This is a genomic window from Kitasatospora sp. NPDC114501, from assembly GCF_055633695.1.
Map to the genome: position 1 here is coordinate 41,862 of NZ_JBVKDS010000004.1, position 22,517 is coordinate 64,378.

Below are 22,517 nucleotides of genomic sequence, written 5' to 3' on the forward strand. Positions count from 1 at the left end.
CGTGTGACTCGATCCCCTGGAAAGACCCCCGCCGCAGGCGCGTTGATAGCCAGCGCGGCGATGGTACTGGCTGCTCTGACGTCCGGTGTCGCCGTCGCCGACGGGACCCCGACCGTGGCCCCGGCCGAGGTCCAGGCCTTCGCCGGCGCGCTGCCGGTGCAGCTGTCGCCGGAGCAGCGCGGCGAGCTGCTGGCCGCCGCGGACGCCTCCCTGGCGCAGACCGCCGCATCGCTGGACCTGGGCTCGAAGGAGGCGCTGGTCGTCAGGGGCGTCACCAAGGACGCGGACGGCAGCCTGCACACCCGCTACGAGCGCACCTACGACGGACTCCCGGTGCTCGGTGGCGACCTGGTCGTCCACACCGCGGCGGACGGCTCCACGAAGGGCGTCACCAAGGCCACCGACGCGAGCATCGCCGTCGACACCACCGCGCAGGAGAGCGCCGAGGCGGCGAAGGTCCTCGCGCTCGACAGCGCCGGGAGCGCGAAGGTCGCGGAGGCGGCGGCCGACGACGCCCGCAAGGTGGTCTGGGCCGCGTCCGGCACCCCGCGACTCGCGTGGGAGACGGTGGTCACCGGCACTCAGGAGGACGGCACGCCGTCCGAGCTGCACGTCATCACCGACGCCACCTCCGGCAAGAAGATCTTCGAGTACCAGGGCATCGAGACCGGCGTCGGCAACAGCAAGTACTCAGGCCAGGTCACCATCGGCACCGCGGCGGCCGGCGGCGGCTACGCACTGACCGACAACACCCGTGGCGGCCACAGCACCTACGACCTGAACGGCACCAGCGGCACCACCAGGACGCTGTTCACCAACCCCACCGACACCTGGGGCGACGGCACCGTCGCCAACCGGCAGACCGCCGCCGTGGACGCCGCCTACGGCGCCCAACTCACCTGGGACTACTACAAGAACGTCCACGGCCGCAACGGCATCAAGGACGACGGCGTCGCCGCGTACACCCGGGTCCACTACAGCAAGAACTACGTCAACGCGTTCTGGTCCAACACCTGCTTCTGCATGACCTACGGCGACGGCGCGGGCAACGTCAAGCCGCTGACCTCGATCGACGTCGGCGGCCACGAGATGACCCACGGCGTCACCTCCGCCACCGCGAACCTGGTCTACAGCGGCGAGTCCGGCGGTCTGAACGAGGCCACCTCCGACATCATGGCCACCGCCATCGAGTTCTGGGCGGACAACCCCGAGGACAAGGGCGACTACCTGATCGGCGAGAAGATCGACATCAGGGGCGACGGCAGCCCGCTGCGCTACATGGACAAGCCCTCCAAGGACGGCAAGTCACGGGATCAGTGGTCGTCCGACCTCGGCTCCGTCGACGTGCACTACTCCTCCGGTCCGGCCAACCACTGGTTCTACCTGGCCTCCGAGGGCAGCGGCGCCAAGACCGTCAACGGCGTCACCTACGACTCGCCGACCTCCGACGGCCTGCCGGTGACCGGCATCGGCCGGGACGCGGCCGCCAAGATCTGGTACCGGGCGCTGACCACCTACATGACCTCGTCCACCGACTACGCGGCGGCCCGCACCGCCACCCTGCGGGCCGCCGCCGACCTGTACGGGCAGACCAGCGCGACCTACCAGAACACCGCCAACGCCTGGGCGGCCATCAACGTCGGCCCGCGCGTCGTCGACGGCCTCCTGCTGGACCCCGTCGCCGGCCAGATCACCGCGATCGGCACCGCCGCCGACCTCCAGGTGAAGGCCGTCAACTTCAACCCCGGCGTCGTCACGTACCACGCGACCGGCCTTCCGCTGGGTCTGACGCTCCACCCGGTCACCGGCCGCGTCACCGGCGTCCCGGCCCTTCCCGGCACGTACCCGGTCACCCTCACCGCCAAGGCCTCCCACCACAGCAGCCTGACGACGACGTTCTCCTGGAAGGTCTCCGCGGGCATCTTCGCGAACACCACCCCCCTGCCGATCCCGGACGGGGGCCCGGCGGTCCTCTCGGACATCGCCGTCGACCGGCTCCCCGGCCAGGCGCCGAGCGACCTCAAGGTGTCCGTGGACATCAAGCACACCTGGCGCGGTGACCTGGCCATCGACCTGGTCGGCCCGAACGGCACGGTGTACCCGCTGAAGAAGAGCAACCTCGGCGACTCGGCCGAGAACGTCGCCGAGACCTACACGGTGGACGCCTCCGCCCAGCTCGCCAAGGGCACCTGGCGGCTCCGGGTGCAGGACGTGTACCGCGGCGACTCGGGCCGCCTCGACGGCTGGAAGCTCGTCTTCTGATCCTGACCGCGGCCTCACCGAGGTGATCCGGTCGGCGGAGCGCTCACTTCGCCGACCGGATCACCTCGGACCTGCGGTACGGGTCGTCGCCGGGCGCCGGACCACCTGGTCAGGGCCCGGCGTTACGGCCGCACGCTGCGCGGCCCGGTCACGGCGGCGCCGAGGGCGCCGACCCGGGCGCACAGCTCGCGGTCGGCGGTGGCCACCAGGCAGGCTCGCTCCGGGTGCTCGGCCCGGGCCGTCCGGACCAGCTCCACGATCCGGTCGTCCCCGCTGCCGTCCGCCTCGACCACCCGGACCTCGGGCAGCCCGGCGACACCCCGTGCAGCACCCTCCACCACCAGGACCACCTCCAGCGGGCCGGGCAGCTCCGGCAGGCCCCGGGCGGCGAGCGGGACCAGGGCGTCGCGCAGCCGCCCGGCGGCGCCCCGCCGGTCCCGCCACCAGCCGTCCGGGACGGAGCCGACCACGTTCGCGCCGTCGACCACCAGCAGGGGCGGCGGCGCGGCCTCGTTCTGTTCCATGGCCGCCAGCCTGCCACCCCCGGGGGGTTCCGCCGTGGGCCGGCGTCCGGGCCGCGGTCAGTCCGCCAGCGTGATCCGGATGCCGACGGTCCCGCGCTCGCCGCGCCGCAGCCGGCTGCCGAGCAGGGTGAGCACGCCCAGCAGACCGTACTTCTGACGCAGCAGCGTGCGGTAGGCGCCGGTGCGTTCGGGGCCGAGGATCTCGGCGGTGGCGGGGTACTGCTCACCGGTCGGGCGGCCCTTGACGTCGCAGGGGCCGACCAGCACGTCGGCGCGGTTGCGGATCCGCCTGACCTTCCAGGAGTCCGCGACGGTCCAGACACCGAGCGCCTCCCCGTCGCGCACCACCCACACCGGGGTCGGCACGGCGGTGCCGTCCTTCTTGTAGGTGGTGACGAGCAGGTAGCTCCCGGAGGAGAGCTGGACGATCCGGGCGAGCCGGTCCGCGGCGGAGGGGTCGGGCGTGGTCATGGCCGGAAGTCTAGGCGTTGCCCGGGCGCGGCCCCGCGCGTCGGCGCGGGTCAGGCGAACGACGGCCACCGGTGGGCGGCCCACTGCCGCCAGTCCGCCGAGCCGGGCGGCGGGCCGACCGGCTCGCGGCCTCCCAGCTCCGCCGCGTCGGGCTCCTCGAAGTGCGCTCGCCCGTACCGGATGTCGGCCTCGGTCATCGGGAACGTCTCCTCGGGGGCCGTCGCCCAGCGGTGGGCGATCCGGGCGCGCTGGGTGGCGTCGTCCACGGGCAGGTAGACCATGCGGAAGCACGCGCCCTCCGCCTCCACCAGCCAGCGGATCGCGGACCGCTCGTCCCGGGACCAGCAGCCGTAGTCCACCACGACGTCGGTGCCCAGCCGGATCGCCTGGAGGGCGAGCCAGAGCATCCGCCCCTCCAGCACGTCGCGCTTCCCGTCCGCCTCCGCCGTGCCGAACAGGGGGATCATCCAGTCGTCGGGTGTCAGGCGCAGCGCGCCGTGCTCCGCCGCGAGCCGCCGGGCTTCCGTGGTCTTGCCGGCCCCCGGCAGGCCGACCATCAGGAACAACGTCGTCACCCCCGGATGGTGCCAGCGGGGCGGGGCGTTCGGCCACCGATTTGTCCGGCCGGTCACGGGCCCGCCCCCCGGCGGGAGCGGCCGACGCTCAGCGCGGCGGGCGGTGCCCGCGGGTCCGGGCGGTGTGGACCAGGGCGCGGGCGCGGCGGGTGAGGCGGCGCCGGCCGCGCCCGCCGACGCCGGTGGCGCCCCCGAGGGCGGTCGCGCCGCGCCCGCCGTACGCCGGGGCCGGTACGGCGCGGGCGGGTGCGGTGCGGCGGCGGGCGGCGGTGCGGGCGGTGGCCCAGGCGGTGAGGGCGGCGCCGAGGGCGGCGGCGGTCCAGGCGGCGGGGGCGAGGCCGGAGCCGGAGTCGGAGCCGCCGGTCACCGGCGGGCGGGACCAGGGCGGCACCTGCTCGACCGCCTCGGCCTCGGCCTCGCCCTGGGCGCCGGCCTGAGCGGTGGGGGAGGGCGCGGCGGCCTCGTCGACCAGCCTGCCGACCGGCTGGACCTTCCCGGCGGCGGCGAAGCCCCAGTCGAGCAGGCTGGCGGCCTCGTCGTAGACCTTGCTCTGCGCCTCCGGGTGCATCACGGTCACCAGCAGGGTGCGGCCGCCGCGTTCGGCGGCGCCGGTGAAGGTGGCGCCCGCGTTGGTGGTGTAGCCGTTCTTGACGCCGATCAGGCCGGGGTACTTGCCCAGCAGCCGGTCGGTGTTGGCGATGTCGAAGCTGGTGCGCTGGCCGGTGAGCTTGTCCAGCCCGCCGGGGAAGCGCGCGGTGCGGGTGGCGCAGTAGGCGCGGAAGTCGGCGTTGCGCAGCCCGGCCCGGGCGAAGAGCGTCAGGTCGTAGGCGGAGGAGACCTGGCCGTCCATGTCGTAGCCGTCGGGGGAGACCACTCTGGTGTCGCGGGCCTGGAGCGCCCGGGCGCGGTCCTGCATCTCGGCGACGGTCCGCTGGAGGCCGCCGTTCATGTGGGCGAGGACGTGGACGGCGTCGTTGCCGGAGCTGAGGAAGACGCCCCGCCAGAGGTCCTCGACCCGGTACGGCAGGTCCTCCTTGACGCCGACCAGACTGCTGCCCGCGCCGAGGCCGGCGAGCTCGGCGGTGGTGACCCGGTGCTCCAGCGCCCGGTCGAACTTGGGCAGCACGGTGTCCGCGAACAGCATCTTGAGGGTGCTGGCCGGGGGCAGCGGCAGATGGGCGTCACGGGCGGCCAGCACCTCGCCGGTGGCCGCGTCGGCTATCAGCCAGGAGCGGCCGGTCAGCCCCGACGGCAGCGCGGGGGCCCCGGCCAGCGGCGCGACCTGGACGGCCGGGAGGCCGAGCCGCTCCCCGCCGACGGCGGGGACGGCGTCCTGGGCGAGGGCCGCCGGGGCGGCGACGGCGAGGACCAGGGCGGTACCGGCGGCGGCCGCGGCCGCGGCCCTGGTGGCGTACGGCGGCTTCGGCGGTATGCGGGTGGGGAGCACACGGCGAACGTACCCGGGCCGCCGCCGGGCCGCCGGGCCTGCTGCTCCGTCCGTGCCGTGCGCGGCCGCGTGGAGCCGCCCCGTGCGCGGCCGCGTGGAGCCGCGCGGAAACCACGACTTTGGTGGTGCCCGCCCGCGCCGAAAGTCGGATGTCCGGCCGAGGGACGGCTTCCTAGGCTCGGGATCATGAAGACCCTGCTCGGCTACCTCGGTTCCGTGTTGATCGTCGGCGGTACCTCCGGCCTGCTGTCCACCTGGATCGACGGCTTCCGGCTGTTCGGCTTCGTCCGGGTGCTGGTGCCGGTCGGCCACGAGGTCGCCGGGTACGCGACCCTGGTGGTGCTCGGCGTCGTGCTGGCCCTTCCCGCCGCCCACCACGGTTAGGGCGACCGCCGGTAGGTCGTCGGCTGCGTTGGCCTCCGGGGTCGGGTGTCCCAGCGGTAGCGGGCCGGGCCCGGGTCGAGAACGCGTGACGGGGCGGCAGGCGCGGATCCCCCGGTGATCACGAAGCGTAGAGGGCCCCGTGACCGGGCGAGCCCATGCCTGCCCCACGCCTCCGGATTTGCGTTAGAGCGCACTCCAAATCGTAGGTTCCGAAGCATGCGCTACATCAAACTCGGAACGACCGGTCTGGAAGTCTCCGCCATCACTCTCGGCTGCATGAGCTTCGGCGAGCCTGACCGGGGCGGCGAGCCCTGGTCGCTGGGCGCGGACGCCAGCCGGGACATCATCAGGCAGGCCCTCGAGAGCGGCGTCAACTTCCTCGACACGGCCAACGGGTACAGCGCCGGAAGCAGCGAGGAGATCGTCGGCCAGGCGGTCAAGGACTTCACCCGGCGTGAGGAGGTCGTTCTCGCCACCAAGGTCTGGATGCGGATGCGCCCCGGCCCGAACGGCGCCGGGCTGTCCCGCAAGGCGATCTTCACCGAGCTCGACGCCTCCCTGAAGCGGTTGGGGACCGACTACATCGACCTGTACCAGATCCACCGGTGGGACTACGACACCCCGATCGAGGAAACCCTCGAGGCGCTGCACGACGCGGTCAAGTCCGGGAAGGTCCGCTACATCGGAGCCTCTTCCATGTACGCCTGGCAGTTCACCAAGGCCCTGTACCTGGCCGACCTGAACGGCTGGACCCGGTTCGTGTCGATGCAGGACCACTACAACCTCATCCACCGGGAAGCAGAGCGGGAGATGCTCCCGCTCTGCGCCGACCAGGGCATCGGCGTGATCCCGTGGAGCCCGCTGGCGCGGGGCAGGCTGACGCGGGTCCGGGACACCGCCACGGCGCGTGCCGAGACCGACGAGGGCGGCAGGATCCTCTACCGCGACGGGGACCAGGCGGTGGCCGAGCGCGTCCACGAGATCGCGGGCAGGCGGGGTCTGTCCCCGGCGCAGGTCGCCCTGGCCTGGGTCATGCGCAACCCGGCGGTGACCTCGCCCATCGTCGGGGTCACCAAGCCGGCCCAGCTGGCCGACGCGGTCGCCGCGGTGGACGTCGAACTCGACGACGACGAGGCCGCCTACTTGGAGGAGCCCTACCAGCCGCACGAGGCCGCCTACCTGGAGGAGTCCTTCTACAAGTCGCGCCCTGCGGCGGGCTCCCGGTAGCCCGGGCGCCGCCGGGCCTTCGACGCGTCCTTGACCTCGGTCTTCTCGGGCTGCGGCACCTGCGGGCGGACGCCCTCAGCCGCCCGGCTTCTCCTCCGCCGCGATGCCGTCGAGCAGAACGGCGAGCCCGGTGCGGAAGGCCTCCCGGTGGGCGTCCTCCGGGGCGCCGCCGGTGGTGGTCCGGAGGGCTGCGAGCAGCGGGAAGCGTTGCGCGAAGTCCGGGGCCAGTTCGGCGAGTCGGGCGGAACGGGCGGCCCACCAGTGCTCGTCGGTGACCCCGGTCGCGGCCGCCGCGCCACGGGCGTCGGCGGTGGTGGCGGCCAGGCCGCGGACGAACTGCCAGAGCGCCGCGACCGCCCCGCGCAGTCGCGGCGGCGTCAGGCCGGCCGGCCGCAGCGCGCGCAACAGCGCCTCCATCGCGGCGAGTTCGGCGGGGCCGAGCACCGGACGGGCCTGCGAGACCTGGAGCACCCACGGGTGGCGCAGGTAGCAGGCGTACAGTTCCCCGGCCCAGGCGGTGACGGCCGCCCGCCAGTCGTCGGCCGCGGGTGTTCCGGCGGGGACCGCGGTGGGGAGTTCGGCGAGCGCCCGGTCGTGCATCAGGTCGAGGAGTTCGGCCTTGCCGGGCACGTAGGTGTAGAGCGCCATCGCGGTGCGGCCGAGCCGTTCGCCGACGGCGCGCATCGACAGCGCGGCCATGCCCTCGGCGTCGGCGACCGCGATGCCGGCGGACACGATCGCGTCCACACTGAGGCCCGGTTTGGGGCCGCTGCGCCCGGTGCGCGGCTCCTCGGGTGCGCCCCAGAGCAGGGCGAGCGAGCGGTGGGTGTCGCCCTGCCCGGCGTAGACGGTCATCCGACATCTCCTTATGGCGTAAAGTATCGCTGGACAGCAACTCTTTATGCCGTAAGGTTACCAATCGGAGGAGTTTCGCGATGACCTTGCCCGTCACCTTCGTCGAGGTCGTCGAGGTCCGCCGGATCACGCCGCGCACCGCCCGGATCACCTTCGCCGCCGAGGAGCTGCCCGACACCGTCGGCACCGCCCCCGACCAGCAGCTGAAGCTCTGCTTCCCGCGCCCGGGGCAGCGCGAGCCGGAGCTGCCCGCCCGGCAGGACGACCCGATGGGCTGGTACCAGGCCTACCTGGCGATCCCCGAGGAGCGGCGCCCGCTGCTGCGCAGCTTCACCCTGCGCGGCCGGCGCCCCGGCACCCGCCTGGTGGAGATCGACTTCGTGCTGCACGGCGACACCGGCCCGGCCGCCGCCTGGGCGCTGCGGGCCGCGCCGGGGGACCGGCTCGGGATGGTCGGCCCGTCCGCGCTGTACGCCCCGCCGGTGCCGTTCGCCGAGGCGGCGGCGGCCGCCGACTGGGTGCTGCTGGCCGGTGACGAGACCGCGCTGCCGGCGCTCGCGACGCTGGTCGGGGCGCTGCCCGAGGGGGTACGGGCGTATGCCTGGATCGAGGTCGCCGACCGGGCGGAACGCCAGGACCTGGAAAGCCGCGCCGAGTTGGAGGTGGAGTGGCTGTACCGCGACGGCGCGGCCCCGGGTGCGGTGCTGACCGAGGCGTTCCGGGACGGTGCGCTGCCGGGGGGCGAGCCCTTCGTCTGGTTGGCCGGGGAGGCGGGCGCGGTCCGGGCGGTCCGGCGGTGCCTGGTCGAGGAGCAGGGGGTGCCGAAGGGGAACATCGACTTCACCGGCTACTGGCGGCACCGGTTGACCCAGGACGACGCGCCCACCGCCGAGGACCTGGCGGACGCCCGGGAGCGGCCGGCCGGCTACTGACCGGGGGGCGCCCGGTGGGCTCGCAAAGGGCCGATCGGCTGAATGATGCGGGTTCGGCCCGATTTCCTCTCCGAATTTTACTGATTGATGGTCAACTTTACTTTCTGATGGGGATTTACCCCCTTGTCGTGATCCTCTCAGGTGCGTTGGAATGCGTCAGCTATCCATCTGACGAGAGGATTTATATGATCAGCTGGAGGAAAACCCAGCTCGCAGCCGCCGTCACCGTCACCGCCGCATCCATGGTCCTGAGCCTCGGGACCGTCGCCGGCGCGGCCCCCGACCCGCAGAACGCCCAGGCGGCGCCCGCGGACGGGGCCCCGGTGCCGGTGATCGTGATCCTGAAGGACCAGATCGCGGACGCCCCGGCCGACCACGGCCACCTGGGCGCCCGGCAGCGGAAGGCCGCGGACGCCCAGGCGCCGCTGCTGGACAAGGTCAGGGCGGGCGGCGGCACCGACATCAGGACCTTCGTGGTCGGCAACGCCTTCTCCGCCACGGTCGGTCCCGCCCTGCGGGCCCGGCTCCAGGGGGACCCGGCGGTCTCCGCGGTGGTGGCGGACACCCAGGTCCAGGTCGCCCCGCCGGCCGCGGCCAAGGCGAAGGCCGCCGCTGCCGCCGCGGGTGCCAAGGCGCCCAGGGCCGACGCCGCTCCGCAGGCCGTTCCGGGCAGCAACGGTCAGGGCGGCAGTGCTCAGGGCGGCAACGCCCAGGCAGCCGAGGAGAACGCGACCAACACGGTCTGCCCCTCCGACCCGGGCAAGCCGCTCCTGGAGCCCGAGGGCCTGTACTCGACCCGCGCCGTCACCGGCAACGGCAAGCCCGGCGTGGAGCACCTGGCCACCGGCAAGGGCGTCAAGGTCGCCTACATCGCGGACGGCCTCGACCCGAACAACCCGGACTTCATCCGGGCCGACGGCTCGCACGCCGTGGTCGACTACCAGGACTTCGCGGGCGACGGCTGGGACGCGCCGACCGGCGCGGCCGAGGCCTTCGGTGACGCCTCGGCGGTCATCGCCCAGGGCCGGCAGGTCTACGACGTCTCCCAGTTCGTCAACGCCTCGCACCCGCTGCCGACCGGCTGCACCATCCGCATCCGCGGCCTCGCCCCGGACGCGGACCTGGTCGCGCTGAAGGCCGGCGGCGAGATGATGTCCAACTCGTCGATCCTCCAGGCGATCGACTACGCGGTGCGGGTCGCCCACGTGGACGTGCTGAACGAGTCCTTCGGCGGCAACGTCACCCCGGACAGCGGCGCGCACGACACCATCTCGCTCTTCAACGAGCAGGCCGTCAAGGCCGGTGTCACCGTCGCCGTCTCCAGTGGTGACGCCGGCATCAGCGGCACGATCGGCACCCCGGCCACCGACCCGTACGTGATCGCGGTCGGCGCCTCCACCGACAACCAGAACTACCAGCAGACCGGTTACGCGGCCTCCCAGTTCTCCAACCGGACCTGGAGCGACAACCGCATCTCCGCGCTCTCCTCGGGCGGCTTCACCCAGGCCGGTCGGACCGTCGACCTGGTCGCGCCCGGCGAGTCGGACTGGGCGCTGTGCACGCCCGACACCAGCAGGTACACCGACTGCAAGGGCTACAACGGCCAGCCCTCGCCGATCCAGCCGTTCGGCGGCACCAGCCAGTCGGCCCCGTTCGTCACCGGCGCCGCGGCCCTGGTCATCCAGGCCTACCGGGACACCCACGGCGGCGACTCGCCGTCCCCGGCCCTGGTGAAGAAGCTCCTCACCGGCACCGCCACCGACCTCGGCGTGCCGGCCGAGGAGCAGGGCGCCGGCCTGCTGAACGTCCGCGCCGCCGTCGAGGCCGCCCGCGGCTACGACGACGGGGACGGCACCGAGGGCGCGCGGACCGTGGTGGTCGACACCGGCCAGGTCGACATCGCCGACGCCCCCGGCTCGACCCACACCGCCGACGTGTCCGTCACCAACACCAGTGACAGCACCCAGACGGTGAGCGCCACGACCCGCACCTTCGCCCCGCAGTCGAGCAACCGGCAGAGCGTCCAGCTGGACCCGTCCTCGAAGGACACCTTCAAGTACGCGACCAACGGCGCGGAGTGGGTGCAGAAGCAGGTCAAGTTCACCGTCCCGCCCGGCGCCGACCGCCTCGCGGCCTCGATCGCCTGGCAGGGCGCGCCCGACCCGGTCACCAACGGGCCGGTGGTCCGGATGACGCTGCTCGACCCCTCGGGCCGCTTCGAGACCAACACCCGTCCGCAGGGCGGCGCCACCCCGGCGGACTTCGGCCTGGTCGACGTCCCGCACCCGGTGGCCGGCGAGTGGACCGCGGTCCTCTACACCCCGGCCGGCCCCGCCGGCTACAAGGGTGAGGTCCAGCTGGGCACCGCCACCCAGCGCGCGGTGCCGGCCGGCGCCGTGAACCCGAGCACCACCGACCTGAAGCCGGGCCAGACCAGGACCCTCAAGGTTCAGCTGACCACGCCCGCCACCAGCGGCGACTCCAGCGAGGCCGTGCTGGTCTCCAGCTCCGACGGCAGGACCACCAGCGTCCCGGTCGTGCTGCGCAGCCTCGTCCCGGTCGACCAGGGCAAGGGCACCTTCACCGGCACCGTCACCGGTGGCAACGCCCGCAGCGCCTCGCCGACGCAGAGCTTCTCGTACGCCTTCGACGTCCCGAAGGGCCAGCGGGACCTGCGGGTCGGCGTGACCGTCGGCAAGGACCCGAAGCTGCTCATGCAGGGCGCGCTGATCAGCCCGAACGGCACCCCGGTCGACATCGAGGGCAACGGGCTGTTCGACGCCCAGGGCAACCTGTCCGGCACCGGTGACGGCGTCTCGGCCACCGCCGTCGCCCCGGCCGCCGGCCGCTGGCGGTTCGTCCTGAACGTGCTCGGCCCGGTCAGCGGCCAGGAGCTCGCCCAGGACTTCACCGGCACCGTGGCGTTCAACCGGAACCAGGCCACCGCGGCCGGGCTGCCGAACGACGCCCGCACCAGGCTGGCGGCCGGCAAGCCGGTCACCGTCCAGGTGAACTACACCAACAACACCGCCGCGACCCAGCGGATCGCGGCCGACGGCCGGCTGGACCGCCGGGTGGACCTGCCGCTGGTGCCGCGGGGCGCCTCGGCGACCGTCAGCCTGCCGCTCAGCCTCGACTCCGCGGTGCCGTCCTTCCTGGTGCCGCCGGGCACCGACCGGCTCCAGGCCGTGGCGGCGTCCTCGACGCCGGCGCAGATCGAGCTGAGCGCCACCGCCGGCTCGCCGGACCTGTTCGGCGACCTGAAGAAGGCCCAGGACGGCTCGACCGTCTCGGTCGTGACCGACCACGGCACCACCGAGCAGCCGGTCGTCCCCGGCAACTGGGGCGCCTTCGTCCAGCAGATCGGCCCGTTCGGCAACGGCGGCGCGCCGGCCGGCACCTCCACCATCACGGCCACGGCGCACACCCTGGCCTTCGACCCGGCGCTGACCTCCAGCACCGGTGACCCGTACGCCGCCTCGGTGGACGCCTCGGCCGCGGCCGCCGTCCCGGTGACCGTCGCCCCGGGCGCCACCGGCTCGCTCCAGGTGACGCTGACCCCGGCCGGCCCCCGGGGCAGCACCGTCAAGGGCGTGCTGTACCTGGTGTCCGGCCCGACCGGCGTGGCCACTGCCAACAACGTCCTGAACACCACCGGTTCGGTGCTCGCGGCGATCCCGTACAGCTACACGGTGAACTGACGCCACGTCAGGTTCGCCGCGACTGAGGCCGAGGCCGTCCCGGATCAGCGGGGCGGCCTCGGCCGTTTCGCTCGGCCGGGCGGCGGGGTTCCCGGGGCGGACGGCTGGGCAGGGTCGGGAGTGTACGGATGTCTTCACCTGATGGGGAGTTACGAGTTGAACGACGCGATCAAGCACGGCGAGACCGAGGTGAACGGCGTACGGCTGCACTTCGCGGAGCAGGGCGAGGGGCCGCTGGTCCTGTTGCTGCACGGCTTCCCGGAGAGCTGGTACTCCTGGCGGCACCAGTTCGCGCCGCTCGCCGGGGCCGGCTACCGGGTCGTCGCGCCGGACCAGCGCGGGTACGCCCGCAGCGAGCAGCCCGAGCGGGTGGACGCCTACACCCTGCTGCACCTGGTCGGCGACGTGACCGCGCTGATCGGCGCGCTGGGCGAGGAGCGGGCCGTCGTGGTCGGACACGACTGGGGCGCCGCGGTGGCCTGGGCCACCGCGGCGCTGCGCCCGGACCTGGTGCGCGGGGTGGCCGGGCTGAGCGTGCCGCCGCTGCCGTCCGGGCCGCCGCCGCTGGCGGGCGCCCGGGAGGCCTTCGGCGACGGCTTCTACCAGATCTACTTCCAGCAGCCGGGCCGGGCCGACGCCGAGCTGGCGGCCGATCCCAAGTCCTCCTTCCGCCGCGTCCTCGGCGGGTTCCACCCGGACGGGAAGCCGCGGGTCTGGGCCGTCCCCGAGGGCAAGGGGCTGCTGGACACCGTCCCGGAGCCGGAGCGGCTGCCGGACTGGCTCACCGAGGCGGACATCGACGCGTTCGCGGCCGACTACGCCCGGCACGGCGACCGCGCCTTCACCGGCGGGCTCAACTGGTACCGCAACATCGACCGGAACAACGAGCTGATGGCGGCGTTCGCCGGCCGGCGGATCGAGGCACCCGCGCTGTACGTGGCCGGCGAGCAGGACCTGGTGAACGCGATGGTTCCGCCGGACGTGATGACGTACCTGCTGGAGCAGGTGACGCCGCGGCTGCACCGGTACGTCCGGATCCCGGAGACCGGGCACTGGACGCAGCAGGAGCGGCCGGCCGAGGTCAACGAGGCGCTGCTGGACTTCCTGGCCCGGCTGGAGAAGTAGCCGGGCGGGGCGCCGGTCGCGGCCGTCCGCCGAGGGGGCCGTGACCGGCCTTCCGGCCCGGTGCCGGCCCGGTGCCGGCCGAGGTGCCGCCTGCTGCCCGTCGGCGTCAGACGGGCAGCAGGCGGGCGATCAGCTCGCCGAGGCGGCGGGCGTTGCGGCAGGAGTGCATCTCCACCACGCCCGCGTAGGCGAGTGCGGCGGAGTCGCCGGTCGGCCAGAGCGAGGGCTGCTCGGGGTTGAGCCAGAACACCCGGCGGGCCCGGGCGGCGATCCGGCGCAGCGCGTCCAGGTTGGGGTCGCGCTGGTTGTTCCTGGCGTCGCCGAGGACCAGTACGCAGGTGCGCGGTCCGACCGCGTCCAGGTGGTGCTCGGCGAACCCGCCGAGCGCGGAGCCGTAGTCGCTGTTGCCGTGGTAGCCCGTCACCTCGGCCTCAGTGAGGATCCGGGCGGCCAGCCGGGCGGGGTCGTCGCCGCCGCGGAGCAGGCCGGTGACCTCGGCGGTGCGGTTGACGAAGGCGAACACCCGGACCTTGCTGAACTGTTCGCTCATCGCCTGCACCAGCAGCATGGTGAAGTCGGCGAAGCCGGCCACCGAGCCGGAGACGTCGCACAGCAGCACCAGCTCCGGGCGGGCCGGGCGGCGCAGCCGGTACGCGGGGCGCAGCGGTACGCCGCCGGTGGTCAGCGAGCGGCGCAGGGTGCGGCGCAGGTCGATCTCGCCGCGGGCGGCGCGGCGGCGCCGGGCGGCCAGCCGGGTGGCCAGCTTGCGGGCCAACGGGTGGACGGTGCGGCGCAGTTCGGCGAGCTGGTCGCGGCCGGCGTAGAGGAAGTCGACCAGGTCGGGGGTGGGGGCGACGGCGCGTTCGGCGATCCGTTCGGGGCCGTGCAGCTCGGCGACCCGGCGGCGGGCCTCGCCGGCGGTCAGGGCGCGGAAGTCCCGGATGCGGCGGCGGATCTCGTCGGCGAGCACCAGGTCGGAGAGGTCCGGGGTGCCCTGCCGTTCGCGCAGGGCGGCCAGGACGCGGGCCAGCAGCGTCTCGGGGGCGAGCCGGCCGAGCGCCTGCTGGGCGGACCAGCCGCCGGTGCCGGGCGAGCCGCCGGTGCCGTACCGGCCGAAGGCCTCCACCACCTCGCCGGCCAGCCGGGCCTGGGCGGCGCGGTCGTCGGCGGCCAGTGCGGCGGCGAGGCGCTCGCGCAGCTGCTCGCGCAGCGGGTCGGGGCGGCCGAAGCGCGGCGGCTCGGGGCCGTCGGGGACGGGCGGCGGGTCGGCCCGGACGGCCTCCGGGGTGCCGACGCCGAGCGGGAAGTACAGGTCGAAGGCGGCGTCGAAGACCGTCCGCTGCCCCTCCGAGCGCAGCAGGGCGGCGGCCAGGCCGGCCCGCATCCGCTCGCGGTCGGCGAAGCCGAGGACGTCCAGTACCGCGGCGGCGTCCACCGTCTCGGCCGGGCCGATCCGCAGCCCGTGCCCGCGCAGGGAGCGGACCAGGCCGGTGAGCCGGGCGGCGGTGTCGGCCGGCTGCGGCGCCGTCACGCCGGGGTGAGCTTCTGGGCGGCCTTGCGGACGTCGTCCTGGTGCTTGAGGATCACCCCGAGGGTGTCCCGGACGACCGCCTCGTCCAGGGTGTCGGCGCCGAGGGCGAGCAGGGTGCGGGCCCAGTCGATGGTCTCGGCGACGGACGGCGCCTTGCGCAGCTCCATCGCGCGCAGCGCGCCGACGATCCGCACCAGCGACTCCGCGAGCGTCTCGTCCAGGCCGGGCACCTTGAGCCGGACGATCCGGCGCTCCAGTTCGGCGTCGGGGTAGTCGAGGTGGAGGAAGAGGCAGCGGCGGCGCAGCGCCTCGGAGAGCTCGCGGGTGGCGTTCGAGGTGAGCAGGACGAAGGGGCGGCGGGTCGCGGTGATGGTGCCCAGCTCGGGGACGGTGACCTGGAAGTCGCTGAGCACCTCCAGCAGCAGCGCCTCGACCTCGACATCGGCCTTGTCCATCTCGTCGATCAGCAGCACGGTCGGCTCCTCGCCGCGGATCGCGGTGAGCAGCGGGCGGGTGAGCAGGAACTCCTCGCCGAAGATGTCGGTGCGGGCCTCCTGCCAGCCCTCGTCGCGGCCGGCGGTGATCCGCAGCAGCTGCTTGGCGTGGTTCCACTCGTAGAGGGCGCGGGCCTCGTCGATGCCCTCGTAGCACTGGAGCCGGACCAGCCGGGCGCGGCCGATCCCGGCCACCGCCTTGGCGAGTTCGGTCTTGCCGACCCCGGCGGGGCCTTCGACCAGCAGCGGCTTGCCGAGGCGGTCGGCGAGGAAGACGGTGGTGGCCACGGCGGCGGAGGCCAGGTAGCCGGTGGCGGCCAACTGCTCGGCGGCGTCCGCCACCGAGGTGAAGAAGCCCGTGCTGTCCCCGCTGCTGTCCTCGCTCATCCGCGTGCCCCGTTCCGGTTGGCCGTCTGCGTGCGGCGCCACCCTACCGGCCGGTCACTTCGCTGTCGCGGGGGTCCGGGTCCGGGGTCCGGTCAGGGCGCGGGTACGGCGGAGCGGCGTACGGCCCGGTGAGGGTGCCGTACGCCGCCGTCGTCAGGACGGGCCGGGTGGGCCCTGGCGTCAGTTGACGAAGAGGACCGGGCTGCCGGCGACGGAGGTGTCGACGACCGGGCCGTAGGTGGCGGTGAAGTAGCCCGTCGCGAAGCACAGGCTCGGCCCGGAGGCCAGGGTGAAGGGCTGGGCCTTGAAGCCGATGGTGTTGCCGGTGTTCGAGGCGCTGCCGTTGATCCCGGTGGAGTTCTGGTAGTTGCAGCTGATGCTGCCCAGGATGGTGTTGAGCACCACCGTGGTGCCCATCACGCCGGCCGCGCCGGGGGTGAGCTTGACCGGGTAGCCGGCGGCGTCGCTGACGGTGTTGGTGAACGGCAGGCTGGTGACCGTGACGCTCTTGACGCCGGTGACGCCGGTGACGTTGGAGGTGCAGGACCCGAAGGTCTGGGTGTCGAGCCGCTCGACGGCGCTGCCCGGCGCGGCCGGGTTGGAGGTGACGGTCGCCGAGAAGGAGGACGCGGCGCACTTGACGCCGGTCGTCCCGGTCGCGCTGTTGTAGAAGGTCGCGGAGGTGCCGGAGACCAGGTTGGCGGTCAGCACGTCGCCGACGGCGACGGCCGGGCCGGTCGGACCGCCGGTGGTCAGGACCGCGCCGGCGGCCTGGGCGGGGGACACGGCCGCGCCGGTGAGGGCGAGTGCGGCGAGGGCGGTGGTGGCGAGGGTGCGGCGGATGCGCATGAGGGTACCTCTCTCCGTCCGGAGGACGGGTGGGGGAATCCCGGCGTGCGGGTGTGGTGGTGAGCACGACGGGGGAGGTGCATGGCGTGCCGGAGGCTCGGTACCGGTGGCTTCGTGCCGAAGGCTCGTCGAGCCGGTACGTCCCGCAGGATGTGTCCCGCAGGATGCGTCGCGCGGGCTTCGGCCGGTGCCGAGGGAGGGCGGGCCCGGCGCCACGGGCCCGCCCGTACGGTACGGCGGTGCGGTCGTACGCGAGGGTGGGCGTACGGAGGTGCGGTGGTGCGCGGTGCGGGTGGTGCCGTGGTGGTGCGGTGGTACCGGCGTGCGGTGGTGCTGTGGTGCGGCCCTGCGTACGGACGGCGGCGTGGACCACCAGCGGCACTGCGCCGTTCGGTCGGGGACGTGCGGTGCCGTGGTGGCACGTCGACGGCTGCCACCGTCACGGTCCCGCCTCCGCCGTGGTCCCGACGGCCCGGGCGTTCGCCTCGGGCCGTCGGGGCCCCCGGAGGTTCGGCCGGTGGGGGCCTGCTCGCCCACCGGTTGGAAACCTGTCAGTGTTGTAAACCCGGTGTTCCGTCAATGTCAATACAGGACACAGGAGTTGGTGATGGATCGGAAACACCTCCGCGGAGCCGACGTGGTCCTGCTGCCGGGCGCCCGGACCGGCCGCGATCCGGCCCGCTCGATCAAACCCGGCCCGCGCCGGCTGCCCGCCGGCGTGGTCGCCGCGACCCAGCGCGACCGGCTGCTGGACGGTCTGGTGCGGACCGTCGCCGAGCGCGGCTACCAGCACGCCACGGTCAGCGACATCTGCCGGGCGGCCGGCGTGACCAGGCCGGTCTTCTACGAGCTGTTCAGCGGCAAGGAGGACGCCTTCCTGGCCGCGCACCGGCATGGCACGGGCGTGGTGATCCGGCGGATGGCGGAGGCCTTCGCGGCGGAATCCGACTGGTGCCGGGGCATCCGGAAGGCCCTCGGCGTGATGCTCCAACTACTCGCCGGGACACCGGCGTTCGCCACCATGGCGGTGATCGAGATCGAGGCCGTCGGACCGGCCGGCCGGCATGAGAGGGCCCAACTTCTCACCAGATTCCGGGGGTTCTTCGCCGAGGTGCCCCAACTGCCGGGCGGGGTCGAGGCGAAGGAGATGGTGGACGCCGTGGTGGGCGGCGTCTACAGCGCGATCTACCGGCGGATCGACTCCGGCCGGACTGAACAACTGATGGAACTGCTACCGGTGTTGAGCATGTTCTGCCTGTCGCCTTTCCTCGGCCCGGCGGAGGCGGCCGAGCGGCTGGGGGTGCGGGACTGGCCGAAGCGGGTCGCAGACTGGTGAAGATCCTTCGTGCACCCGTATTGACCCGGCCAATACCGGGCAGTAGCTTCCCAGTTACTCGCCGAGCGCCGACCGGTCCCGCCCCGCTGCCAAGGGGCGGACGCCCCGGTCGGGCCGGGTAACGCTGTCCGCGCCAGGACAACGTGCCGTGCCTGCACACCCATTCCATCCACAGGGAGCACACATGGCCATGTCCGAGGACGCCGCCACGGCGGCCGAGACCCCGCAGACGCCGAGCGCGCCGAGAAGAGGCCGGGTTCGGATGAAGCGCACCGCCCTGATGGCCGTGCCGGCCGTCGCGGCCGGGGGCGTCCTGATGGCGCTCACCGCGCAGGGCGTGCTCGCCGCCCAGTTCTCCATCTCCGGCATGCCGTTCACCATCACCGCCGACAAGCTGGACGGCGAGGGCTTCGCGCAGTTCGGCGCACTGGACTCGATGATCCCCGACAGCCCCAACGCCGGTTCCACCGGCGGCCAGGTGCTGGTCGCGGTGTCGGCGATCAAGAAGGCCGAGATCACCAACCTCTGCCAGAGCGTCGACCTCGGCGGCATCAACCTGGTGATCCACGCGGGCGACGGCGGCACCCCCGTCACCGCCTCCGACCTCACCACCGACTCCGACCTGCTCTCCGGCGACGCGGAGTTCAGGAACATCGAGATCGGCGGCGACGCCAGCACGTACACCAAGGCCGGACCGATCGGCAAGGGCAACCCCGGCGTGTTCGGCCAGCAGGCCGACCACGTCACGCTGACCAACCTGAACCAGCACAACTACGCGAGCACCGCCGTCGGGTTCAAGCTGCCCAACCTGCGGCTGAGCTTCAGCTCCACGGGCTGCTGACCATGACGGAGTCCGTACCGGAGCCGGCCGGCACCGGCGGGGACACCGCGGCCCTGGCCGAGGGGGTGGCCGCCGAGGGGTCGGCGGCCGCGCCCGCCCAGGCCGTGGCGGCCCCCGCCGCCGAGCCCGCCGCACGCCCGGTCAAGCGCGACTGGCGGGGCGGGCGACCGTTCTGGGGCGGGCTGCTGGTGACGCTCGGCGGCGCCGAGATCCTCTTCACCCTGAAGGCCCCGCTGCCCGTCATCCTGCACATCGGCATGCAGGGGCTGGCGGGGTACCTGGTGCCGGCGGTGATGATGCTGTGCGGCCTGCTGATCCTGTTCAACCCGGCCCAGCGGCTGTTCTACTCCATCCTCGCCCTGCTGGCCTCGCTGGGCAGCTGGATCACCTCCAACCTGGGCGGCTTCGTGATCGGGATGCTGCTCGGGGCGGTCGGCGCCTGCCTCACCTTCGGGTGGTTGCCCGACCAGCCGCTGCGCCAGGGCCGGCAGCGGCGGCTGGAGCGCCGGGAGGCGCGCCGGGCGGGAGCCTGACGGGCAGGGCTTGCCACGGCGGCGCCCCGGGTCCTGGTGACGGGAGAGCACCAGGGCGCGGGGCGCCGGGGCACGGGGGCGCCAGGGCATGGGACGCACCCTCCCCACCGCAAGGGGTCGATGGTCCCGGGTCCGCCCGGGGCGATCGGCCCTTCTCGCGTTCGGCGGCCGGACAGTTGACTGAACAGGACATGGACAACAGCAGCAGCATGAGCACTGGCACCGCCACCGCCGCCACCACCGCCGAGTACGACCGCCTGATCGCCCGCCATCACGCGATGCGCCTGCGACGTCAACTCCTGGCCCCGTCCCCCTCGGACGGCGGCGACCCCGGGTACGGCGCCTACGGCGGGTACGGCGCCTACGGCGGGGACGGCGGCTACGACGGCGCGGCCGACCAGCACCTGATCCGGCGCGACCTCGACCTGATCTCCCCGCTCGCGGACCTGATCGACCACCTCTACGCGGTGATGTTCAACCACCGCCCGTACCTGCGACCGCTCTTCCCCGCCTCCATGGAGTTCCAGCAACTCCATCTGGAACGGATCTTCCACCACCTGATCGACCACCTCGACCGGCCGGCCGAACTGGACCGGACGCTGCGCCAACTCGGCCGAGACCACCGGAAACTGGGCGTCCGGCCGGTGCACTACGAGGCCTTCGAGGAGGCCCTGTGCGCGGCCGTCCGGCACCGGGCCGGCGAGCACTGGACCGAGGAGCTGGAGGGCGCCTGGGTGCGGATGCTGCGCTTCGCCGTCGGCGCGATGGTCGCCGGCGCCGACTCCGCGCTCACCGAACCCCCGTACTGGCACGCCGTGGTCACCGGCCACGAGCGCCGCCGCCCCGACCTCGCCGTGCTGCGGGTGCGCACCGGCGAACCGTACCCGTACCGGGCCGGGCAGTACGGCACCGTCGAGCACCCGGCGCTGCCGCATACCTGGCGGCAGTACTCGATGGGCTGCGCCCCGCGCGCCGACAACGAGTTGGAGTTCCACGTCCGCCGCACCGGCCCCGGCGGGGTCAGCGCCGCCCTGGTCGAGCACACCGCCGTCGGCGACCGGCTGCGCCTCGGCCCGCCGCGCGGCGGCCTGCTGCCCGACGAGGACGCCCGCGACCTGCTGCTGGTCGCGGGAGGCACCGGCCTCGCCCCGATGAAGGCGATCGTCGAGCAGCAGGCCGCCCACCGGCCGACCGGCCGGCTGGTCCACCTGTTCGTCGGCGCCCGGGACCGCGCGGACCTCTACGACTGGCAGTCGCTGGCCGAACTCGGCCTGCACAAGCCGTGGTTGACCGTCACCCCGGTCACGGTCGGCGAACTCGCCGACACCGTCGCGGCGTCCGGCGACTGGCGCGAGCACCTGGCCTGCGTCACCGGGCCGGTCGGCATGGTCGGCTCCGTCCGCACCCGGCTGGCGGCGGCCGGGCTGCCGCCGGCGCGGGTGCGGTTCGACCAGGCGCTGTTCCGGTGATACCGGTGGGGTGGGGTGAGCGGGTGGAGCGGGTGGCTCAGCGGTAGCAGTAGGAGTCGGAGGAGGCGTCGCCGCCCGCCAGATGGGTCTGGTGGACGCGCAGGCCCCGGAAGTCGGCGCCGTGCAGGAAGAAGCGTTCGTCGATGCTCAGCCCGCCGGCCTCCGGGTCGGCGTCCAGCTTGACCATCCACGGCTCGATGCCGTCCGGGTAGAACTGGTCGTCCCAGGCCCCGTACAGCGAGTTGGTGAGGTAGACCCGTCGGCCGTCCCGGCTGATCTCCACCATCTGCGGCGCCCCGCTCAGCGGACGGCCGGGCTCGGCCGGGTGCGGGGTGCGGGCGGCGATCCCGCCGAGCCGAACCGAGCCGGCCAACCGGGGGTGGAACGGGTCCGACACGTCGTACTGGAACAACTCGCCGGTGCCCCAGGCTGACACGTACAGCCAGCGGTCGTCCACCGACAGGTTGATGTCGGTCACCAGCGGCGGCACCGCGCCGAACGGTTGCAGCGCCGGCGGCAGGTCCTCGGCCTTCGCCGGCTCGGCGGGGATCTCGATCACCTTGCGCGCGGTGAAGGCGGGCCCCTCCCGGTACCAGAGCCACACCGAGGAGGAGAGGTCCTCGACGTTGGTGACCACCCCGGCGAAGCCCCACTCCGCCTGCGGGTCGTGCGCCGGCCGCAGCTCCAGCACCATCTGGTGCTGGTCGCCGAGGTCCACCCGCTGGAGGTGCCGGCCGGAGTCCAGCTCCCAGAAGTGCAGCGCGTGGCCGTACTCGCGCCCCAGCAGGAGGTCCGGCACCACGCCGTCCTCGACCATCCGCGGGGTGCCCCACTCGCTGGTGACGCCCACGTTGGTGCCCAGGTGCCACCAGACGTCGTAGGCGAAGTGCTGCGGCCCGCGCTCGGTCTCCCAGGCGCGCAGCACCTCGAAGGTGGTGTGGTCGAGCAGCGCCACCCCGCCCGGGCCGTCGTCGCCCTCGCCGCTGCCGAGGCAGGAGAGGAAGACGCCGTCGGGACCGCAGTGCAGGGTGTGCGGGCGCGAGTAGCCCGCCCTGGCGGCCAGTTCCTCGGCCTCGATCGTCTTGACCAGGCGCGGGCGGACCGGGTCGGGACGGGTGTCCAGCACGTGCAGCCGGGAGGAGCGCAGCCCGGGGAGCAGCAGGTAGCGCCGCTCCGGGTTCTCGTGGCAGGCGTGGGCGAGGGCGCTGGAGCAGGCGTTCCAGCCGAAGTGGTGCAACTCGTCTCCGAGCGTGGGAAGTTCGGCGAAGTTCAGGACCTTCCCGTAGCTCGCCGAGTCCGGATCGGTGTCGACGCTCAGCAGCGCGTCCGGCCGCCGCCCCGACCGGTCGAAGCCGGCCACGTACGCCAGCTTCTCCGGCGGAGCGGCGATCGCCTCGGCGGCCGACCGGTAGAGCGACGGATCGATGTGCCCGTGCTGCATGCAGACTCCCCAACTCGCCTTGTCCGTCCGGGAAGCGTTCCACACGACCACCGGCGCACAGCAGGCGCACAAGGGGCGGGCGGCTACCTTGGCGGGGTGCGCAACAGCATTCGCGGGGGGACTTCCACGCCCC

19 protein-coding genes are annotated in these 22,517 nt (G+C 73.7%); 10 read left to right on the plus strand and 9 right to left on the minus strand.

Annotated elements, in window-relative coordinates; translation table 11 throughout:
- Positions 1–60 precede the first annotated feature (60 nt).
- Entirely contained in the window at positions 61–2,262 is a 2,202-nt protein-coding gene (locus ACZ7RU_RS09390) for a M4 family metallopeptidase (protein WP_470340583.1), read from the plus strand.
- A 122-nt stretch (positions 2,263–2,384) separates the two neighbouring features.
- Here ACZ7RU_RS09390 and ACZ7RU_RS09395 read toward each other — a convergent pair whose 3' ends face one another.
- The 4 genes from ACZ7RU_RS09395 to ACZ7RU_RS09410 all read right to left on the minus strand — a co-directional run bounded on the left by ACZ7RU_RS09395 (position 2,385) and on the right by ACZ7RU_RS09410 (position 5,279).
- Entirely contained in the window at positions 2,385–2,786 is a 402-nt protein-coding gene (locus ACZ7RU_RS09395; protein WP_470340275.1) for an NTP pyrophosphohydrolase, read from the minus strand.
- A 57-nt stretch (positions 2,787–2,843) separates the two neighbouring features.
- Positions 2,844–3,257 (minus strand): PPOX class F420-dependent oxidoreductase, encoded by a 414-nt coding sequence (locus tag ACZ7RU_RS09400; protein WP_470340276.1) that lies wholly within the window; start codon positions 3,255–3,257, stop codon positions 2,844–2,846.
- A gap of 50 nt (positions 3,258–3,307) precedes the next feature.
- Positions 3,308–3,832, minus strand: coding sequence for a P-loop nucleotide/nucleoside kinase family protein (locus ACZ7RU_RS09405; protein ID WP_470340277.1), 525 nt, complete (start codon positions 3,830–3,832; stop codon positions 3,308–3,310).
- An 88-nt stretch (positions 3,833–3,920) separates the two neighbouring features.
- Complete coding sequence (locus tag ACZ7RU_RS09410) at positions 3,921–5,279, minus strand: D-alanyl-D-alanine carboxypeptidase family protein (protein ID WP_470340278.1); 1,359 nt, start codon at positions 5,277–5,279, stop codon at positions 3,921–3,923.
- A 186-nt stretch (positions 5,280–5,465) separates the two neighbouring features.
- Between ACZ7RU_RS09410 and ACZ7RU_RS09415 the strand changes: the two genes are divergently transcribed.
- Entirely contained in the window at positions 5,466–5,663 is a 198-nt protein-coding gene (locus tag ACZ7RU_RS09415) for a hypothetical protein (protein ID WP_470340279.1), read from the plus strand.
- Positions 5,664–5,879: 216 nt separating this feature from the next.
- A complete protein-coding gene (locus ACZ7RU_RS09420; RefSeq protein WP_470340280.1) occupies positions 5,880–6,890 on the plus strand; it encodes an aldo/keto reductase in 1,011 nt (336 codons plus the stop codon).
- 75 nt (positions 6,891–6,965) lie between these two features.
- Here the strand turns inward: ACZ7RU_RS09420 and ACZ7RU_RS09425 are convergent, their stop codons facing one another.
- Positions 6,966–7,745, minus strand: coding sequence for a TetR/AcrR family transcriptional regulator (locus ACZ7RU_RS09425; RefSeq protein WP_470340281.1), 780 nt, complete (start codon positions 7,743–7,745; stop codon positions 6,966–6,968).
- Between the two features lie 80 nt (positions 7,746–7,825).
- Here ACZ7RU_RS09425 and ACZ7RU_RS09430 point away from each other — a divergent pair, with 80 nt between their 5' ends.
- The 3 genes from ACZ7RU_RS09430 to ACZ7RU_RS09440 all read left to right on the plus strand — a co-directional run bounded on the left by ACZ7RU_RS09430 (position 7,826) and on the right by ACZ7RU_RS09440 (position 13,503).
- Entirely contained in the window at positions 7,826–8,677 is an 852-nt protein-coding gene (locus ACZ7RU_RS09430; protein WP_470340282.1) for a siderophore-interacting protein, read from the plus strand.
- 185 nt (positions 8,678–8,862) lie between these two features.
- Entirely contained in the window at positions 8,863–12,378 is a 3,516-nt protein-coding gene (locus ACZ7RU_RS09435) for a S8 family serine peptidase (protein WP_470340283.1), read from the plus strand.
- 141 nt (positions 12,379–12,519) lie between these two features.
- On the plus strand, positions 12,520–13,503 hold the full coding sequence (locus ACZ7RU_RS09440) for an alpha/beta fold hydrolase (protein ID WP_470340284.1): 984 nt from the start codon (positions 12,520–12,522) through the stop codon (positions 13,501–13,503).
- Between the two features lie 106 nt (positions 13,504–13,609).
- Here ACZ7RU_RS09440 and ACZ7RU_RS09445 read toward each other — a convergent pair whose 3' ends face one another.
- The 3 genes from ACZ7RU_RS09445 to ACZ7RU_RS09455 all read right to left on the minus strand — a co-directional run bounded on the left by ACZ7RU_RS09445 (position 13,610) and on the right by ACZ7RU_RS09455 (position 16,764).
- Positions 13,610–15,034, minus strand: coding sequence for a VWA domain-containing protein (locus ACZ7RU_RS09445; RefSeq protein ID WP_470340285.1), 1,425 nt, complete (start codon positions 15,032–15,034; stop codon positions 13,610–13,612).
- Complete coding sequence (locus ACZ7RU_RS09450) at positions 15,031–15,915, minus strand: AAA family ATPase (protein WP_470340286.1); 885 nt, start codon at positions 15,913–15,915, stop codon at positions 15,031–15,033. Before ACZ7RU_RS09450 ends, ACZ7RU_RS09445 begins: the two co-directional genes overlap by 4 nt.
- A gap of 180 nt (positions 15,916–16,095) precedes the next feature.
- Positions 16,096–16,764, minus strand: a complete 669-nt coding sequence (locus ACZ7RU_RS09455) for a Tat pathway signal sequence domain protein (protein ID WP_470340287.1) — start codon at positions 16,762–16,764, stop codon at positions 16,096–16,098.
- Between the two features lie 607 nt (positions 16,765–17,371).
- On the opposite strand from ACZ7RU_RS09455, the gene ACZ7RU_RS09460 reads away from it, so the two are divergent.
- From ACZ7RU_RS09460 to ACZ7RU_RS09475, 4 genes are all read left to right on the plus strand, one after another.
- Complete coding sequence (locus tag ACZ7RU_RS09460) at positions 17,372–18,100, plus strand: TetR/AcrR family transcriptional regulator (RefSeq protein ID WP_470340288.1); 729 nt, start codon at positions 17,372–17,374, stop codon at positions 18,098–18,100.
- 184 nt (positions 18,101–18,284) lie between these two features.
- Complete coding sequence (locus tag ACZ7RU_RS09465) at positions 18,285–18,941, plus strand: DUF6230 family protein (protein WP_470340289.1); 657 nt, start codon at positions 18,285–18,287, stop codon at positions 18,939–18,941.
- Between the two features lie 104 nt (positions 18,942–19,045).
- Entirely contained in the window at positions 19,046–19,474 is a 429-nt protein-coding gene (locus ACZ7RU_RS09470; protein ID WP_470340584.1) for a DUF6114 domain-containing protein, read from the plus strand.
- Positions 19,475–19,683: 209 nt separating this feature from the next.
- Positions 19,684–20,943: a globin domain-containing protein gene (locus tag ACZ7RU_RS09475; protein WP_470340290.1), complete on the plus strand. Its 1,260-nt coding sequence runs from the start codon at positions 19,684–19,686 to the stop codon at positions 20,941–20,943.
- Positions 20,944–20,980: 37 nt separating this feature from the next.
- Here ACZ7RU_RS09475 and ACZ7RU_RS09480 read toward each other — a convergent pair whose 3' ends face one another.
- Positions 20,981–22,384: a selenium-binding protein SBP56-related protein gene (locus tag ACZ7RU_RS09480; RefSeq protein WP_470340291.1), complete on the minus strand. Its 1,404-nt coding sequence runs from the start codon at positions 22,382–22,384 to the stop codon at positions 20,981–20,983.
- Positions 22,385–22,517 lie beyond the last annotated feature (133 nt).